Genomic DNA, 15,658 nt, shown 5'->3' on the forward strand with positions numbered 1-15,658 from the left:
GCCGTCCGGCGTCCGGGGCGGTCGTGCGTCCGCACGACTACGGTCCGGGCATGGACTTCAGCCTGTCCGTCCGGGCCGAGGACGTCACCGGCCGGATGTGGGACTTCATGCGGGAGCGGGTGTTCCCCGCCGAACCCGTCTACGACGCCTGGCGGGCCGCCCGCGGCCACGACGACCACGGGCACCCACCGGTGCTCGAGGAACTCAAGACCGAGGCGCGCGCCCGCGGGCTGTGGAACCTCTTCTCCCCCGAGCTCTCCGGGCTGAGCAACCTGGAGTACGCCAGCGTGGCGGAGGTGACCGGCTGGTCGCCGGTGATCGCGCCGGAGGTGACCAACTGCGGCGCCCCGGACACCGGGAACATGGAGACGCTGATGCTCTTCGGCACGCCGGAGCAGCGGGCGCGCTGGCTGGAACCGCTGCTGGCCGGGGAGATCCGGTCCGGGTTCGCGATGACCGAACCCGACGTCGCCAGCTCCGACGCGCGCAACATCCAGACCTCGATCGTCCGCGACGGCGACGAGTACGTGGTCAACGGCCGCAAGTGGTGGACCAGCGGCGCCGCCGACGAGCGCTGCCAGGTCTTCATCGTGATGGGCAAGACCGACCCGGACGGCGACGCGCACCGGCAGCAGTCGATGGTGCTGGTGCCCCGGGACACCCCCGGCCTGGAGATCGTGCGGCACCTGCCGGTCTTCGGCTACCAGGACCAGCACGGGCACTCGGAGCTGCGGTTCACCGACGTCCGGGTCCCGGTGGCGAACCTGCTGGCCGGGGAGGGCGACGGCTTCATGATCGCCCAGGCCCGGCTGGGCCCCGGCCGCATCCACCACTGCATGCGGGCACTGGGGATGGCCGAGCGGGCGCTGACGCTGATGGTCGAACGCGCCAAGGCCCGGGTCGCCTTCGGCCGGCCGCTGGCCGAGCAGGGCACCGTCCGGGAGCTGATCGCCCGCTCGCGGATCGAGATCGACTCAGCCCGGCTGCTGGTGCTCAAGACCGCCGACCTGATCGACCGGCACGGCGCCAAGGGCGCGCGCACCGAGATCGCCGCGATCAAGGTGGCCGCGCCGCAGGTGGCCTGCGACGTCATCGACCGGGCGATCCAGGTGCACGGCGGGGCCGGGGTCAGCAACGACACGGTGCTGGCCCGCTTCTACGCCAGCGCCCGCACGCTGCGGATCGTCGACGGCCCGGACGCGGTGCACGTGCGCTCGGTGGCCCGGGAGGAGCTGGCGCGCGAGCGCCCCTGGCACGGCTGAAGGTCACGACTCGGTAACGGCGGCACCCCTGCGGCGACCCCCACGGCGTCCTAGGGGGTGACGGCGGGAGGAGACCGGGTGCGAGCCGACCACGAGGCGGGGTTCGAGGCGTTCGTCGCCGCGCGCTCCGACGACCTGCTGCGGGTCGGGTTCCTGCTGACCGCCGACCGCGGCCATGCCGAGGACCTGCTGCAGACCGCCCTGCTCAAGGCCTACCGCCACTGGGGACGGATCTCCCGGGAGGACCCCTACCCATACGTCCGCAAGGTGCTGGTCACCAGCGCGGCCAGCTGGCGGCGCCGGCGGGCGACCCAGGAGATCGTCTCGCTCCCCGCGCACGACGTCGCCGGCCCCGACCCGACCGACGACGTCGCCGAGCGGGACCGGATGGCGACCGTCCTGGCGACCCTGCCGCCCCGGATGCGGGCGGTGCTGGTGCTCCGCTACGGCGAGGACCTCGGCGAGGCGGCCACCGCCGCAGCGCTGGGCTGCTCGGTGAACACCGTGAAGAGCCAGACCACCCGAGGGCTCGCCCGGCTCCGTGCCGCGTTCGGCGAGCTGCCCGCCCCTGCCCCCGTGGAGAGCTGACGTGGACCTCATGGACGTGGAGACCGAGCTCCGGTCGCACCTGGCGAACCGGCCCACCCCGCTGGCCCCCGACCCGCGGGACCTGGTGACGCGCACCCGCGACCGGCACCGGCGTCGTCGCCGCCACCAGGCCGTCGTCGCCGGCGCCGGGCTGACCGTGGCGCTGCTGTTCGGCGCGGTCCCGGTGGTGGAGGGTCTGCTGCCGGACGTCGGCCGGTCCGACACCGCGGCCCCGTCGGCCAGCACGGCACTGCCCAGCCTCTACGACCTGCCGACCCGCGGCACCCTCGCGGGCGACGAGAAGTGGCTCGCCGGCGTCGCGGCCCTCGACTGGGGGCCGCACGACCCGGCGTACGTGCCCACCCCGCCGACCGACTCGCACCGGGTCGCCTTCGCCGGGGACACCGCCACCGGTCGCGTCGCCCTGGTGCTCGGCCGGGAGGACAACCAGCTGTCCGCGACCTGGTTCACCGGCCCGGCTGGCGCAGGACCGGAGGAGATGGTCCCGGCGACGCAGCCGCGGGAGACCTTCCCGGACCAGCCTCAGCTGCTGATCGACGTCGCCGATCCGGCCGACTCCCGCGGCGTGCTGGTCGCGGTGAGCCGCCCGGGCGACGAGTTCGCGCACAGCGCCGGGCCGTCCGTCGCCGCGGACGGCTCGGAGTCCACCGTGTTCACGCCGGTCGAGGCGGCCGACGGGGTGGCCGTCGTCGACGTCCCCGCGCCGACCGGCTGGCTCTTCGGTCGGCAGGTCCAGGTGGTCCGGGACGGCAGCACCGCCTACACGCTGCCGGCGGAGCTCAGCGACCGCGCCGCCACGGCGGCCTCGTCGCCCGTCCCCGTCGCCGACCCGCGCGGCCTGCGGTCCTCGGCCAACGAGACCTGGCTGCAGGGGCTGCTCCAGCAGATGCTCGGCCACTACGGGGTGCGCCCGGAGGACGTGGCGCCCACGCTGCTGGCCGTCGGCTCCCCCACCGGCAGCGCGGCCGAGCAGATCATCATGGTCGGCCTGACGTTCCCGTCCGGGGCGACGACGACCTGGGCGGGCCGGTCCATCGCCGACACCCGCAGCAGCGAGACGGGCACCGTCGCCGGGGCGCCCGCGGCCGCGGGACCCGACCTGCTGGGCCAGCTGTTCGCCCTGCCGATCCCGGGCGGGCACCTGGCGGTGAGCGGGCCGCTCACCGGCGTCACCGCCGAGGTGCTGGACCGGGACGGCGAGCTGCTCACCACCCTGCCCCTGGTGTCCGGCGGCGGCGCGGGAGACGTGCCCCCACCGGCGGCGGCAGCGGTGCGGATCCGCGATGCCGCGGGCACCGTGGTCGCCGAGGGGCCGCTGACCGAGCTGGCCCGGTGACCGGGGAGCCGGCGTCGGTCATCGCCATGCGGCAGCTGGCCGAGGAGGCCCACCAGCAGCGGCGGTGGCGCACGACGGCGCGGGTGCTGAGAACGGTTCCACCCCGGCGGACGGTTCCCAACGGGGTGGGCCGGTGGTACGACGGTGCCACGGCGGAGGAGGCAGCGTGGACGACGTCCGACCACCGGTGACGATCGAGCACGTGGCCCGGGTCGCCGGGGTGTCCCGGGCGACGGTGTCCCGGGTGCTGACCGGCTCCGGGCCCGCCTCCGCGGCGTCGGCCGCGCGGGTGCGGGACGCCGTCCAGCAGCTGGGTTACGTCGCGGACCCGGTGGCCCGGGCACTGGTGCGCGGGCGGGGCACGCGGCTGGTCGTCGCGGTGTCCCGCGCCTCGGCGACCGACCTCGTCGACTGCCCCTACGTGTCCCGGGTGGTCGCCTCGACCGCCCAGCAGTGCGCCGGCGAAGGCCTCGGCGTGGCGTTGCAGTGGCTGCCCCAGGCGGCGCCGGAGCCCGTCCTCGACGCGCTGGCCCGGGACCGTTCGGTCGCCGGTGTGGTGCTGGTCGACACCACCAACCGGGTGCTGGCCGCCGTCCCGCCCCGGCTGACCGGCCGGGTGGTCTCCATCGGGGCGGGCTCGGCGACCGTCCCGGCGGTCGACGTCGACATCGCCGCCGCGGCGGCGGCGCTCACCGGCCACCTGCTGGCCTCCGGCCGGCGCCGGGTGGCGATGCTGGCCGGCCCGCCGTGGCTGCCCTGCGCCGAGGTCCCCGTCACCGCCCACCGGGCGGCGATGCGCGCGGCCGGGCTGCCCACGCGGGTGCTCCCCGGCGACTACACGACTCGCAGCGGCCGGCTCGGTGCCGCCGAGGCGCTGCGCCGGTGGCCGGACACCGACGCGCTGTACGCGATCTGCGACGAGACGGCGCTGGGGGCGATCCAGACGCTGCGGGCGCTGGGCCGCCGCGTGCCCGACGACGTCGCGGTGACCGGCTTCGACGACCTGCCGGTGGCCGCCTTCAGCGGCCCGCCGCTGACCACCGCGACCCACCCGGTCGAGCAGATCGCCGCCCGGGCCGCGCACACCCTGCTCGGGCAGGACCCGGCCCCGGTCACCCTCTTCCCCTCGGAGCTCGTGGTGCGCGACAGCGCGTGAGCTCAGCCCCGCGGCGCGCGGCGGTAGAGCAGGAACCCGACCACCGCGAGCACCACCCCCAGCACCAGCTGGGCGATGCCGACGCCGGCCCGGTCGGCGCCGAACCAGGTCACGCTGGAGACCAGCAGCACGGCCGCGACGCCCAGCACGAGCAGGGCGACGAGTCGTTCACGGGGGCGGTGGGGGCCGGGTGAGGTCACGCCGCGACCCTACGGGCGGCCGGGTGCGCCACCAGCGGCGCGCCGGTCGCGCTCGGCTGGCCACCGCTCGAGCATCGCGGCGAGCTCCTCCCGGAAGTACGCGAAGAAGTCACGGGTCTCGGCCAGCCGCCGACCACCGGGCCGCTCGTCGCCGAGGTCGGCCACCCCGCCGGCGACCACCCGTTCGTAGTGGTCCAGCGCGCCCAGCCGGGCGGCGAAGAAGCGGGACCAGAGGTCCTCGTCGTGCAGCACGTAGAGGTCGCTGCGGGTGCCCGGCTCCCGCTCCCTCGTCAGGAACCCGATCTGCACCAGCTGGCGCACCGCGCCGCTGATCGCGGCGGGGCTGACCTGCAGGCCCTCGGCGAGCTCGGTCGCGGTGTAGCGGTCCGCGTCGTCGGCGAGCGCGTAGGCGAGCACCCGCGCCGCCATCGGCTGCATCCCGGTCTCGCGCAGCACCAGGGCGAACCGCTCCACGAACCGGAGCAGCACGGCCCGCTCGGCGTCGTCCTCGTCGGCCACGGGCTCTCCTCTCCTGGGTCGGGGACGCGAGGCTACCCGGCCGTCGCGCCATCAATGATGTTCACAAGTTTGTGAAGGCTGTGTAGCTTGTCCGCCATGACCGAGGTGATCGCGGTGTCCGGGCTGGTGAAGACCTTCGGTCGCACCCGGGCGCTGGACCGGCTGGACCTCACCGTGCGGGCCGGGGAGGTGCACGGCTTCCTCGGCCCCAACGGCGCCGGGAAGTCCACCACCATCCGGGTGCTGCTGGGGCTGCTGCGGGCCGACTCCGGGGACGTCCGGCTGCTGGGCGGTGACCCCTGGCGTGACGCCGTCGCCCTGCACCGCCGGCTGGCCTACGTGCCCGGCGACGTCGTGCTGTGGCCCACGCTCAGCGGCGGCGAGGTGATCGACCTGCTCGGCCGGCTGCGCGGCGGACTGGACCCCCGGCGGCGCGCCGAGCTGCTCGACCGCTTCGACCTCGACCCGCGGAAGAAGGCACGCACCTACTCCAAGGGCAACCGGCAGAAGGTGGCGCTCGTCGCGGCGCTGGCTTCCGACGCCGAGCTCCTCGTGCTCGACGAGCCGACCTCGGGGCTCGACCCGCTGATGGAGGCGACGTTCCAGCGCTGCGTGCAGGAGGTCCGCGCGGAGGGCCGCACGGTGCTGCTGAGCAGCCACATCCTCGCCGAGGCCGAGGCGCTCTGCGACCGGGTGAGCATCATCCGGTCGGGCCGCACGGTGCAGAGCGGCAGCCTGACCGAGCTGCGCCACCTGACCCGCACCGCGGTCACCGCGGAGACCGAGCGCCCCGCCACCGGGCTCGCCGAGCTGCCCGGCGTGCACGGGCTGGAGACCGTGGACGGCCGGGTCGGCTTCGACGTCGACGGCGACGCGCTGGACGCCGCGGTCCGCTGCCTGAGCGCCGCCGGGCTGCGCTCGCTGCACAGCGCGCCGCCGACGCTGGAGGAGCTGTTCCTCCGCCACTACGACATGACCGGGGACGACGGCACGGACTGCGACGGCTCGGACGGCGCCCGGTGAGCGCGCGCCCCGCGCTGACCGGCACCGGTGCGCTGCTGCGCTTCGCCCTGCGCCGCGACCGGGTCCGGCTGCCGGTCTGGGTGGCCGGCGGCGCCCTGCTGGTCGTCGTGCAGTCCGCCGCCGCCCAGTCGACCTACGACTCGCCCGGGGCGCTGGCCGCCTACCGGGCCTCGGTCGGCAGCAACGCCGCGTCCATCGCCCTCTCCGGCCCACCGGTGGGCCTGGACACCGTCGCGGGCACGGTGGCCTTCGAGATGGCCACCCCGCTGGCCGTGGTCGCGGCGCTGATGGTCATGTTCACCACCGTGCGGCACACCCGCGCCGACGAGGAGCTCGGCCGCACCGAGCTGGTCCGGTCGACCCGGATCGGCCGGCACGCCCCGCTCGCCGCGGCCGCCGGTGTCGCCGCGCTTGCCAGCGCGGCGCTGGGGACGGCGATCGGCGTGGGGGCCACCGCCAGTGGTCTCCCCACGACCGGTGCCTTCGTGCTGGGCGCCTCCGCCACGGCGACCGGGCTCGTCTTCACCGGGCTCACCGCGCTGGCCGCCCAGGTCGTCTCCACCGCCCGGGGCGTCCACGGCCTGGTGAGCGCCCTGCTCGGGGTCTCCCTGGTGCTGCGGGCGATCGGCGACGTCGAGGGCAACGGCCTGTCCTGGGCCTCCCCGGTGGGCTGGGCCCAGGCCAGCCACCCCTGGTCCGGCGACCGCTGGTGGCCGCTGCTGCTGAGCGTCGCCGGGGGGCTCGTGGCGCTGGGCGCGGCCACCCAGGTGCTGGACCGGCGCGACCTCGGCGCCGGGCTGGTGCAGCCCCGCCCCGCCGCTGCGGTGGCGCCGCGGTCGCTGCGCTCCCCCCTGGGGCTGACCTGGCGTCTGCACCGCGGCGCCCTGCTGGGCTGGGCCGTCGGGGTGACCCTGCTGGGTGTGGTCTACGGCGCCCTCGCCGAGTCGGTGGAGACGCTGCTGGCCGACAACCCCGACGTCGCCGCCTTCCTGCCCGACGCCTCCGCGGCCGGCCTGGTCGACGCCTTCCTCAGCGTCGCGCTGACCATGACGGCGCTGCTGGTGGCCGCCTACGGCGTCTCGGCGGCGCTGCGGGCCCGCGCGGAGGAGACCGCCGGGCGCGCCGAGCCGGTGCTGGCCACCGCCACCTCACGGAGCCGCTGGCTGGGCGGGCACGCCCTCGTCGCGCTCACCGGGACGTTCCTGCTGCTCGGGCTGGGCGGGCTCGGCATGGGTGCGGCCCGCGCCGTCTCCACCGGGGACGCCGGCGAGCTCGTCCGGGTGCTCGGCGCGGCGCTGGCGCACACCGCCGGCGTCTGGGTGGTGGTGGCGGTCGCCGTCGCCCTGGTCGGGCTGGTCCCCGAGCCGGCGCTGCCGGCGGCGTGGGCCGCGTTCGGCCTGGTCGCCGTCGTCACGCTGTTCGCCGAGTCCTTCGACTGGCCCGGCTGGGTGGCCGACCTGTCGCCGCTGACCTGGACGCCGGCGATGCCCGTCGAGCCGTGGTCGACGGCGCCGGTGGCCGGCCTGCTCGCGGTCACCGCGGCGCTGGCGGCGATCGGCCTGGGCGGCTTCCGCCGCCGGGACCTCGCCACCACCTGAGCGCGGTCAGTCCCCGCGCGTGGGCGGCTTGCCCTCCGCCAGCGCCTCCTGGGCCTGGACCGGGTCGTAGGCGCAGGCGTCGGTGACCTCGGCGGCCGGGTCGCCCGGCGTGGTCGCGGGCGGGGCGGTGGTCTCCGCGGGCGGCGTGGCGTCGGCCGGCGGCTCCGTCGTGCCCTCCGCCGTGCCCTCCGTCGTGCCCTCCGCCGGGTCGCCGTCCGTGGTCGGCTGCAGCGCCTGCTGCACCAACGACCGGATGCGGTCGTAGTCGGGGTAGGCCGGGGTGATCACCGTGTCGTCGAAGACGACGCTGCGGATCTCGGTGTCCTGCACGAGGAAGGCCAGGTCGACGACGTCGTCCAACAGCGACTGCGGGAGGTCCGTGGAGACGATGTCCTGGGTGGTCGCGGCCAGCTGCCGGTAGCGGGACAGCAGGGTCACCGGGTCGGCGGCCTCGACGATCGCGTCGATGACGCAGCGCTGCCGGTCCATCCGCTGGTAGTCCGACAGCCCGTAGCGGCCCCGGGCGAAGTCCAGCGCGCGCGTGCCGTCCATGTGCTGGTCGGGGCCGGGCGCGATGTAGTCATCGGGGAGCTGCTGGCCGACGATGCCGTTCACCGGCACCCAGTAGTTCACGTTGACGGTGATGCCGCCGAGGGCGTCGACCAGCCGGCTGAACCCCTCGAGGTTCACCAGCACGAAGTAGTCGATGTGCAGGCCGAGCGCCTCTCCGACGCCGAGCTTGAGCATGTCCGCACCGAGGTCGTCGGTCGGCCCCAGGATGTCCGGGTACCAGGCCGGCCCGTTGCGGTAGACGGCGTTGAGCAGGCTCTCGCTCTCGCTGCCGACGTCGAACCCGTCGGGCCAGACGTCGTGCAGCGGGCTGTCCTCGGGGAAGGGCAGCTCCTGCAGGTTCCGGGGCAGGCTGAACAGCGTCGTCTCGCCGGTCTCGGTCTGGATGTTGGCGACGATGACAGTGTCGGTCCGCACCCCCTCACGGCCCTCCCCGCCGTCGCCGCCGAGCAGGAGGACGTTGACCTCCTCCCGGTCGCCGAAGGGGTGCTCCTGGTCGACCGGATCGGTGACCGTGGCGCTCTCGCGGTCGGCGAAGACGGTGTCGACCAGGTCGCGCTGGGCCAGCGCGGCCCCCACCGCCTGGTACGCCGGCCAGGCGATCCCCGCGCAGAGGGCCAGGACCACCCCCGCCCCCACGGCCTGCTGCCAGGGACGCAGCCGGCGCGGGCGCAGCACCAGGTACCCGGCGACCACGAGCAGCGCCCAGGCGAGCGCGAGGACGATCGTCGCGACGACCACCCAGGTCAGGGCGGTGGAGTCGACGGCCACCTGGATGGCGTCCCGCCAGCCGCCCAGGCCCAGCCACGCCAGCCCGACCATCAACAGCCCGAAGAGGACGAGCACGGCGGCGCCCAGCCGGCGGCGGCCACCGGCGATCAGCGCCGTCCCCGGCAGGACCGCGCCGACGACGGTGAGCCCCAGCGCGGCGCCGAAGCCGAGGACGGAGCGCCTGCCCCGAGGGGCGGCGCTGGCTCCGGTGGACGGCGCGGGGCCAGGGGGGTGGTGGGCCGGGCCCGACGGGTCGTCGCTCACGCAGCCGTCGTCCCCTCGCAGCAACCGGTCATCCCGGCCATGATCCCACCGTCGGCGGGTCGCGCGCGCCGGCGCGATCCCGGGTCACCCGCCGGACCGCGGAGGTCGACGGCGCGTCCGCAGGCGATCACCGTCAGCCGCCGATGCAGGGCGTGGCGGTGACCGGCGGCACAGCCGGCGGACTGCGCCGGGCGATCGCGGGTAGTTCGACGGGACGCGGCACCGTCGCCCGCGTTGTTACGGTCGCGTAGGTTACGAGACCGTAGGTGCCATCCGAGGAGGACCCGTGCCGCAGACCCCGTCACAGTCCGCACTGCTCATCGAGCTCGAGTCCGTCGTGGAGGAGAACCTCAACCGCCACCTCGGGCTGGCCCAGGAGTGGCACCCGCACGACTACGTCCCGTGGTCCCAGGGCCGCGACTTCGCGTTCCTCGGCGGCGAGGACTGGTCACCGGAGCAGTCCCAGCTGGACGAGACCGCCAAGGCGGCCATGTTCACCAACCTGCTGACCGAGGACAACCTGCCCAGCTACCACCGGGAGATCGCCACCCAGTTCGGCCGGGACGGTGCCTGGGGCACCTGGGTGGGCCGCTGGACGGCAGAGGAGAACCGGCACGGCATCGCCCTGCGCGACTACCTCGTCGTCACCCGCGGCGTCGACCCCGTGGAGCTCGAGCGGGCCCGGATGGACTACATGACCTCCGGCTACGACTCCGGCGACAAGACCGCGCTGGAGACGGTCGCCTACGTGTCGTTCCAGGAGCTCGCCACGCGGGTGAGCCACCGGAACACCGGCAAGGCCACCGGCGACCCGATCGCCGACCAGCTGCTCGCCCGGATCGCCAAGGACGAGAACCTGCACATGGTCTTCTACCGGAACATCGTCTCCGCGGCCTTCGAGATCGACCCCGACGCCACCATGCGGGCGGTCGCCGACGAGGTGATGCGGTTCGAGATGCCCGGCGCCACCATGGCCGGCTTCCGGAAGAACTCGGTGATCATCGCCAAGGCCGGCATCTACGACCTGCGTCTGCACCACGACGAGGTCATCTCCCCGGTGCTGCGCGCCTGGAAGGTGTTCGAGCGGACCAACCTCGGCCCCGTCGGTGAGCAGGCCCGGGAGGAGCTGGCCCAGTTCATGGTCGGGCTGGACGCCCAGGCGACGAAGTTCGTGGAGAGCCGCGAGCGGCTGCGCGCCCGCCAGCAGGCCCGGCAGGACACCCAGCTGACCCCGCTCCCCCAGGCCTGAGCGCACGCAGGGCCGCACCTACGCTGGGTCCTCGTGCGCCTGGCCACCTGGAACGTGAACTCCATCCGCAGCCGCGTCGACCGGGTGGAGGCCTGGTTGCAGCGCAGCGACGTCGACGTCCTGGCGCTGCAGGAGACCAAGTGCAAGGACGAGCAGTTCCCCGAGGACCGCTTCCGCGCGCTGGGCTACGAGGTGGCGCACGTCGGCTACTCGCAGTGGAACGGCGTGGCGCTGCTCTCCCGGGTCGGCCTGACCGACGTCCAGGTGGGCTTCCCGGGCATGCCGTCGTGGGCCAAGGAAGGCGCTGAACCCGCCGCCGAGGCCCGTGCCCTGGGGGCGACCTGCGGCGGCGTGCGGGTGTGGAGCCTGTACGTGCCCAACGGCCGCACGCTCACCGACCCGCACCTGCAGTACAAGCTGGAGTGGCTCGAAGCGCTGCGGGTGGCCGCCGGCGGCTGGCTGAGCGAGGACGCCGACGCGCAGGTGGCGCTGGTCGGCGACTGGAACATCGCCCCGCAGGACGACGACGTCTGGGACATCTCGGTGTTCAGCCACTCCACGCACGTCTCCGCGCCGGAGCGGGCCGCGTTCTCGGGGGTGGTGGAGGCCGGGTTCACCGACGTCGTCCGCCCGTACACCCCCGGACCGGGGGTCTACACCTACTGGGACTACACGCAGCTGCGCTTCCCCCGCCGCGAGGGCATGCGGATCGACTTCGTGCTCGGCTCCCCCGCGCTCACCCGCCGGGCCACCGCCGCCCGGATCGACCGCGAGGAGCGCAAGGGCAAGGGCGCCAGCGACCACGCCCCGGTCGTCGTCGACCTCGCCGACTGACACCGGTCAGGACGGCACGTACATGAGCTCCAGCTGGATCTCGTCGGGGTCCCGGAAGACGACGACCGAGTAGGGCGAGGGGGTGGTCAGGTCGATCACCCCGGAGTGGGTGACACCCTGCTCGTCGAACCAGTCGGCCCAGGCGTGCAGCTCATCGTGGCCGGCCACCGTGAAGGAGATGTGGTCCAGGCCGGTCCGCCGCTCGTCGGCGGGCTGCTGCTGGTGGTCGTCGTGGTGGTGCAGCCCGATCGCGACGCCGGAGGCCGGGTCGACGAGGAGGACGGCGTACCCGTGCTCCTCCGACCCGTGGTGCGGGATCGTGCCGGGCAGCCGCTGCAGGCCCAGGACGCGCTCATACCAGGCGGCGCTGGCCTCGACGTCGTTCACGGTGGGCGAGAAGTGGTGGAACCCGGCCAGGGAGGGCGCCTGGCTGCGGCTGGGCATGGACACGGGGGTCCTCCTGAGGATCGTCGGGGAGTTGCGGGCGAGCTCGGGTCAGCTCCCGCCGTGCGTGCCGAGGGGCGGCAGGATGTCGCTGCGCAGCCGCGACGCCATGCGCTCGGCGACGGCGACGACGGTCAGGTGGGTGTTGGCCCGCGGTACGTCGGGCAGCACGGACGCGTCCACGACCGAGACCCCCTGGTGGCCGATCAACGTGCAGTCCAGATCGACGACGGCGCGGGGGTCGTCCGCCCGGCCCATCCGGCACGTCCCGGCCGGGTGCACGTAGTTGCTCACGTTCGCGTGCATCCAGTCGTCCCAGCGGTCCGGGTGGTCGAGATCGGCCTCGGGGATGAACCCCTCCAGCGGGCCCGCGGCCACCCGCCCGACGGCTGGATGGCGGACCAGCTCGATGATCCGGCGAACGCCGTCGCGCATCCGGCTCAGGTCCCGCTCGTCGGACAGCAGGTCCAGCTCGATCGCCGGCTCGACCCGCGGGTCGTCCGACGCGAGCGTGACGCGCCCGCGCGAGAAGACCTGCATGGCGGCTGCACTGAGCACGCACAGCGAGTCGAGCGGTGGCTCGGTGCCCATCCCGGTCAGCGGGATCAGCTGCATGTCGCCGACGCCCGCACCGGCCATCCCGGACGTGTAGCGGATGAGGGTGGTCACCGTCCGGGCGCCCCGGGCACGCTCGGCCGCATCTCCGGTCAGCGCCATCGCGACGGGGAGCTGCGGGTGCTCGCACAGGTTGCCGCCGACCGCCGGACTGGTCAGGCCGGAGCGCAGGAGGATGGCCGGTGAGTGGATCGCGCCCGCGCACAGCACGACGTGGCTCGCCGGGATCTCCTCGCCGTCGACGGTGACGACCCCTCGCGCGCGCGTGCCGTCGAACAGGATCCGGTCCACCTTCGTGTCTCCGCGAACGCGGAGGTTACGGCGCGAGCGCGCAGGTTCCAGGTACGCCTCGTTGGTCGAGACGCGCAGTCCGTCGCGGATGTTGAGGGCGGCAGGCCCGAAGCCGACCGCGCCGGGCGCGTGGTGGTCCGGACAGGCTGGATACCCCAGGCCGAGGGCGGCGTCCTGCAGGGCGAGGTCCCACGGCGACCACTGGTCCGCCGGCGGACGCGCCAGGGGGATCGGTCCGCCCGTGCCGTGACCGATCCCGTCGCCGAGGTCCACGTCGTCCTCGACCGCCAGGAACCAGGGCTCGAGATCGCGCCACGACCAGCCGGCGCAGCCCAGGTCCTCGGCCCAGTGGTCGTAGTCCTGCGGTGCTCCGCGGAGGGCGATCATCGCGTTCACGTTCGACGACCCGCCGACGCCACGGCCCCCAGAGGTACGGCGCCGGCGACTGGGAGGGGTGGTGCCGCGCGGTCAGTCGATCGAAGACCCGGCCCGGCTCCGACACGGCAGCGAACATGCTGGGGCCCCGCAGGGCGGCAGGTGTTCCCGACGTCGGGTGGTCCGGACCGTCCTCCAGCAGGAGCACGCTCCGATGACCGTCCTCGGACAGCCTCGCGGCGATCACCGCGCCGGCGCTGCCCGCACCGATGACCAGGACGTCGACGGCCGCAGGCCGACCCGGCCCACCCGCGTCGCGTGCCGATCGGGGGTCGCTCCCAGGCCGCTGTCGGCTCATCGGGACCTCTCGTGACGGCGGTCGACGCGCGGCGCCGATGACGGTGCCCAGCGTGCCGCGTCCGGCACGTGCCGTCATCCCCCGCACGGCGGCGGCGGAAGACCACCGCGGCGAGCAGCGCCGGGGCTCTCCCGAGTGGCCGGTGGACCGGGGGTGCCGTAGGAATGAGTACCCGAGGAGTCCCAACAGCGCGGACTCCCGCATCAGCGCGTCGCCGGCCCGGCGAGCGATGAGCACGTCACCCACCCGCTCGCTCAGCCACCCCGATGAGCCCCATGTCGGCGCGCCGCCTGTCGTGGCTGCGACCGCGTGGGCTCTGCCGCGTGCGCACCAGACACCTCCAGGAGAACTCCGTGGCGAACACCGCCCAGCGCACCATCCGCGACCGTCGTCTCAGCACCGAGACGAAGGCGTCGACCAAGACCACCGAGCTGTACGCCTACGTCGCCGCGGTGGTGGCCGTGGTGGTCACCGCCTTCGTCGTCGGCGACGGCGACGGCGACGGTGGCGACCCCTTCGGCGCGAACGAGGCCATCCGCTACATCACCTTCCTCACCATCGGCTACATGCTGGCCCGCGGTCTGGCCAAGTCGGGCAGTCGCGACTTCTACGACGAGCACGGCAACTGACCTCTGCCGGTCTGCGGGGAGCGCGGTCGCACGCCGCGCCCGCTCCCCGACACCACCTCGGATCGGAGCACCACCCATGTCCCGCAACCAGCGCCGGAAGAGGCGCAACAAGCAGAGCGGCAACCAGAAGGCGAACCGCCCCGCGAACCGTGACACCACCAGGGGCCCGGCCGCGGACGCGGTGCGCCTCCGCCCGAGCACCGAGACGAAGTCCGCAGTGCGGACGACCGAGTTCATCGCGTACGTGGGCGCCGTGCTCGCCGTGGTCATCACCGCGCTCGCCGTCAACGACGACGGCCTCGGGGGCGACGACCCCTTCGGCGCCGAGTCCGCCCTCCGCTACATCACCTACCTGACGGTCGGCTACCTGCTCGCCCGTGGCCTGGCGAAGTCCGGGAGCCACGAGAACCGCATCGAGCACGACACCGACACCGACTCCGGCACCGACGACGCCCCGCGCACCGGCGCCGTGCACGACGCGGATGCTCACGGCGACGACGAGCGGCTCCGCGACGACGACAACGACGGCGTGGAGACCGCCGGCGTACCGTCCGACCCGGACCCGGACCCGGACCCGGACCCGCGCCCGACGGCCGAGGACGCCGACCGGAGGCCGTGAGACCGCCCTGAGCCGCCGCCCCGAGCCGCCGTGGCGGCTCAGGGCGTCAGTGCGGGCGGTGCTGGACCAGGCCGACCGGCACCGGGCCGGGCCAGTCGGCCTCCAGCGCCTCGGCGGTCTCCTCGCGCAGCTCCTGCGCCGCGCCCACCGTGCACAGCCGCAGCGGGCGCGGGTCGGCGTCGGTCGCGCGCACGTCGGCGACGACCACGGTGATGTTGTCCGTCGGCGGGCCGGCCAGCGCGGCGTCCCGCAGCGTCGCGGCGGCCTCGGCGGGGGTGCCGGTGGCGAGGAGCCGCCCGATGACGTCCGGGGGTACGACGTCGGAGAGCCCGTCGGAGCAGACCATCACCCGGTCGCCGGGGCCCGCATCGAGCCGGATCACGTCCAGCGCGGCGACGTCGTCGTCGGCGCCGTGCAGCGCGGCGTAGACCGCCGACCGCTGCGGGTGCACCCGGGCCTCGGCCGGGGTGAGGCTGCCGGCGTCGATCAGCGCCTGGACGAGGGTGTGGTCGGTGCTCACCTGGTGCAGCTCACCGCCGGACAGCAGGTAACCGCGGGAGTCGCCGATGTGCAGCAGCACCAGGCCCTCGGCGTCCACGTGCACCGCGGTGAGCGTGGTCGCCATGGTGCGCAGCCGCGGGCGCTCGGTGTAGGCGGCACGGATGCGCTCGTTGGCGCTGGCCACCACCCGCACCGGGTCGTCGGAGCCCTCCCCGGTGCTGCCCACCGCCAGCGGTGCGAGCCAGGTGGCCACCAGCGAGGAGGCGACCGCGCCACCGACGTTGCCGCCGACGCCGTCGGCGATCGCGACGAGCAGGGGGCCACCGACGGCGGAGTCCTGGTTGTCCGGGCGCGGCCCGCGGGTGGAGACGGCTGCGCTGTCCAGCACGAGCACCGTCTCCACCTCCTGACCTGCAGCACGTCCCACCGGGCATC

General features: G+C 74.7%; 17 protein-coding genes and 2 pseudogenes. 11 read left to right on the plus strand and 8 right to left on the minus strand.

Going from position 1 to position 15,658, the window contains the following annotated elements; translation table 11 throughout:
- The first annotated feature begins 50 nt into the window (after positions 1 to 50).
- The 5 genes from ACI79U_RS09115 to ACI79U_RS09135 all read left to right on the plus strand — a co-directional run bounded on the left by ACI79U_RS09115 (position 51) and on the right by ACI79U_RS09135 (position 4,363).
- Complete coding sequence (locus ACI79U_RS09115; RefSeq protein ID WP_457066674.1) at positions 51 to 1,262, plus strand: acyl-CoA dehydrogenase family protein; 1,212 nt, start codon at positions 51 to 53, stop codon at positions 1,260 to 1,262.
- 78 nt (positions 1,263 to 1,340) lie between these two features.
- Entirely contained in the window at positions 1,341 to 1,850 is a 510-nt protein-coding gene (locus ACI79U_RS09120) for a SigE family RNA polymerase sigma factor (RefSeq protein ID WP_457066677.1), read from the plus strand.
- Between the two features lies 1 nt (position 1,851).
- Entirely contained in the window at positions 1,852 to 3,207 is a 1,356-nt protein-coding gene (locus tag ACI79U_RS09125; RefSeq protein ID WP_457066679.1) for a hypothetical protein, read from the plus strand.
- Positions 3,204 to 3,398, plus strand: coding sequence for a hypothetical protein (locus ACI79U_RS09130; protein WP_457066681.1), 195 nt, complete (start codon positions 3,204 to 3,206; stop codon positions 3,396 to 3,398). The genes ACI79U_RS09125 and ACI79U_RS09130 overlap by 4 nt, the downstream gene beginning before the upstream one ends.
- Positions 3,374 to 4,363, plus strand: a complete 990-nt coding sequence (locus ACI79U_RS09135) for a LacI family DNA-binding transcriptional regulator (protein WP_457066684.1) — start codon at positions 3,374 to 3,376, stop codon at positions 4,361 to 4,363. The genes ACI79U_RS09130 and ACI79U_RS09135 overlap by 25 nt, the downstream gene beginning before the upstream one ends.
- A gap of 2 nt (positions 4,364 to 4,365) precedes the next feature.
- Here the strand turns inward: ACI79U_RS09135 and ACI79U_RS09140 are convergent, their stop codons facing one another.
- Together ACI79U_RS09140 and ACI79U_RS09145 are read right to left on the minus strand one after the other, a co-directional pair.
- A complete protein-coding gene (locus ACI79U_RS09140) occupies positions 4,366 to 4,563 on the minus strand; it encodes a hypothetical protein (RefSeq protein WP_457066686.1) in 198 nt (65 codons plus the stop codon).
- 9 nt (positions 4,564 to 4,572) lie between these two features.
- Positions 4,573 to 5,082, minus strand: a complete 510-nt coding sequence (locus tag ACI79U_RS09145; RefSeq protein WP_457066689.1) for a GbsR/MarR family transcriptional regulator — start codon at positions 5,080 to 5,082, stop codon at positions 4,573 to 4,575.
- 96 nt (positions 5,083 to 5,178) lie between these two features.
- Here ACI79U_RS09145 and ACI79U_RS09150 point away from each other — a divergent pair, with 96 nt between their 5' ends.
- Both ACI79U_RS09150 and ACI79U_RS09155 read left to right on the plus strand, forming a co-directional pair.
- Positions 5,179 to 6,105, plus strand: a complete 927-nt coding sequence (locus tag ACI79U_RS09150) for an ATP-binding cassette domain-containing protein (protein WP_457066691.1) — start codon at positions 5,179 to 5,181, stop codon at positions 6,103 to 6,105.
- The gene (locus tag ACI79U_RS09155; protein ID WP_457066693.1) at positions 6,102 to 7,703 is read left to right on the plus strand and encodes an ABC transporter permease; all 1,602 of its coding nucleotides are present in this window, start codon (positions 6,102 to 6,104) and stop codon (positions 7,701 to 7,703) included. The genes ACI79U_RS09150 and ACI79U_RS09155 overlap by 4 nt, the downstream gene beginning before the upstream one ends.
- 6 nt (positions 7,704 to 7,709) lie before the next feature.
- Here ACI79U_RS09155 and ACI79U_RS09160 read toward each other — a convergent pair whose 3' ends face one another.
- Positions 7,710 to 9,308, minus strand: a complete 1,599-nt coding sequence (locus ACI79U_RS09160) for an LCP family glycopolymer transferase (protein ID WP_457066695.1) — start codon at positions 9,306 to 9,308, stop codon at positions 7,710 to 7,712.
- Between the two features lie 286 nt (positions 9,309 to 9,594).
- Between ACI79U_RS09160 and ACI79U_RS09165 the strand changes: the two genes are divergently transcribed.
- Both ACI79U_RS09165 and ACI79U_RS09170 read left to right on the plus strand, forming a co-directional pair.
- Positions 9,595 to 10,557, plus strand: a complete 963-nt coding sequence (locus tag ACI79U_RS09165) for an acyl-ACP desaturase (protein ID WP_457066697.1) — start codon at positions 9,595 to 9,597, stop codon at positions 10,555 to 10,557.
- Positions 10,558 to 10,590: 33 nt separating this feature from the next.
- Entirely contained in the window at positions 10,591 to 11,391 is an 801-nt protein-coding gene (locus tag ACI79U_RS09170) for an exodeoxyribonuclease III (protein ID WP_457066699.1), read from the plus strand.
- A gap of 6 nt (positions 11,392 to 11,397) precedes the next feature.
- Here the strand turns inward: ACI79U_RS09170 and ACI79U_RS09175 are convergent, their stop codons facing one another.
- The 4 genes and pseudogenes from ACI79U_RS09175 to ACI79U_RS09190 form a co-directional block, all read right to left on the minus strand.
- Positions 11,398 to 11,835 (minus strand): VOC family protein, encoded by a 438-nt coding sequence (locus ACI79U_RS09175; protein ID WP_457066702.1) that lies wholly within the window; start codon positions 11,833 to 11,835, stop codon positions 11,398 to 11,400.
- A gap of 51 nt (positions 11,836 to 11,886) precedes the next feature.
- Positions 11,887 to 12,552, minus strand: coding sequence for a GMC family oxidoreductase (locus ACI79U_RS09180; protein WP_457066898.1), 666 nt, complete (start codon positions 12,550 to 12,552; stop codon positions 11,887 to 11,889).
- A gap of 27 nt (positions 12,553 to 12,579) precedes the next feature.
- Positions 12,580 to 13,158, minus strand: a pseudogene (locus tag ACI79U_RS09185) (GMC family oxidoreductase N-terminal domain-containing protein); the annotation flags it as partial.
- A 115-nt stretch (positions 13,159 to 13,273) separates the two neighbouring features.
- Positions 13,274 to 13,678: pseudogene (locus tag ACI79U_RS09190) on the minus strand (FAD-dependent oxidoreductase); the annotation flags it as partial.
- 119 nt (positions 13,679 to 13,797) lie between these two features.
- Here ACI79U_RS09190 and ACI79U_RS09195 point away from each other — a divergent pair.
- Both ACI79U_RS09195 and ACI79U_RS09200 read left to right on the plus strand, forming a co-directional pair.
- The gene (locus ACI79U_RS09195) at positions 13,798 to 14,103 is read left to right on the plus strand and encodes a hypothetical protein (protein WP_457066705.1); all 306 of its coding nucleotides are present in this window, start codon (positions 13,798 to 13,800) and stop codon (positions 14,101 to 14,103) included.
- Positions 14,104 to 14,179: 76 nt separating this feature from the next.
- The gene (locus ACI79U_RS09200) at positions 14,180 to 14,722 is read left to right on the plus strand and encodes a hypothetical protein (protein WP_457066707.1); all 543 of its coding nucleotides are present in this window, start codon (positions 14,180 to 14,182) and stop codon (positions 14,720 to 14,722) included.
- A gap of 46 nt (positions 14,723 to 14,768) precedes the next feature.
- Here the strand turns inward: ACI79U_RS09200 and ACI79U_RS09205 are convergent, their stop codons facing one another.
- Complete coding sequence (locus ACI79U_RS09205; RefSeq protein WP_457072786.1) at positions 14,769 to 15,650, minus strand: PP2C family protein-serine/threonine phosphatase; 882 nt, start codon at positions 15,648 to 15,650, stop codon at positions 14,769 to 14,771.
- Between the last annotated feature and the right edge of the window lie 8 nt (positions 15,651 to 15,658).

It is taken from the genome of Modestobacter sp. SYSU DS0904 (genome assembly GCF_054051115.1).

Bases quoted from the DNA above. Each gene is read 5' to 3' on its own strand.
- ACI79U_RS09115 (WP_457066674.1), top strand. From the start codon at position 51: ATGGACTTCAGCCTGTCCGTCCGGGCCGAGGACGTCACCGGCCGGATG.
- ACI79U_RS09150 (WP_457066691.1), top strand. From the start codon at position 5,179: ATGACCGAGGTGATCGCGGTGTCCGGGCTGGTGAAGACCTTCGGTCGC.
- ACI79U_RS09175 (WP_457066702.1), bottom strand. From the start codon at position 11,835: ATGCCCAGCCGCAGCCAGGCGCCCTCCCTGGCCGGGTTCCACCACTTC.
- ACI79U_RS09180 (WP_457066898.1), bottom strand. From the start codon at position 12,552: ATGGCGCTGACCGGAGATGCGGCCGAGCGTGCCCGGGGCGCCCGGACG.
- ACI79U_RS09200 (WP_457066707.1), top strand. From the start codon at position 14,180: ATGTCCCGCAACCAGCGCCGGAAGAGGCGCAACAAGCAGAGCGGCAAC.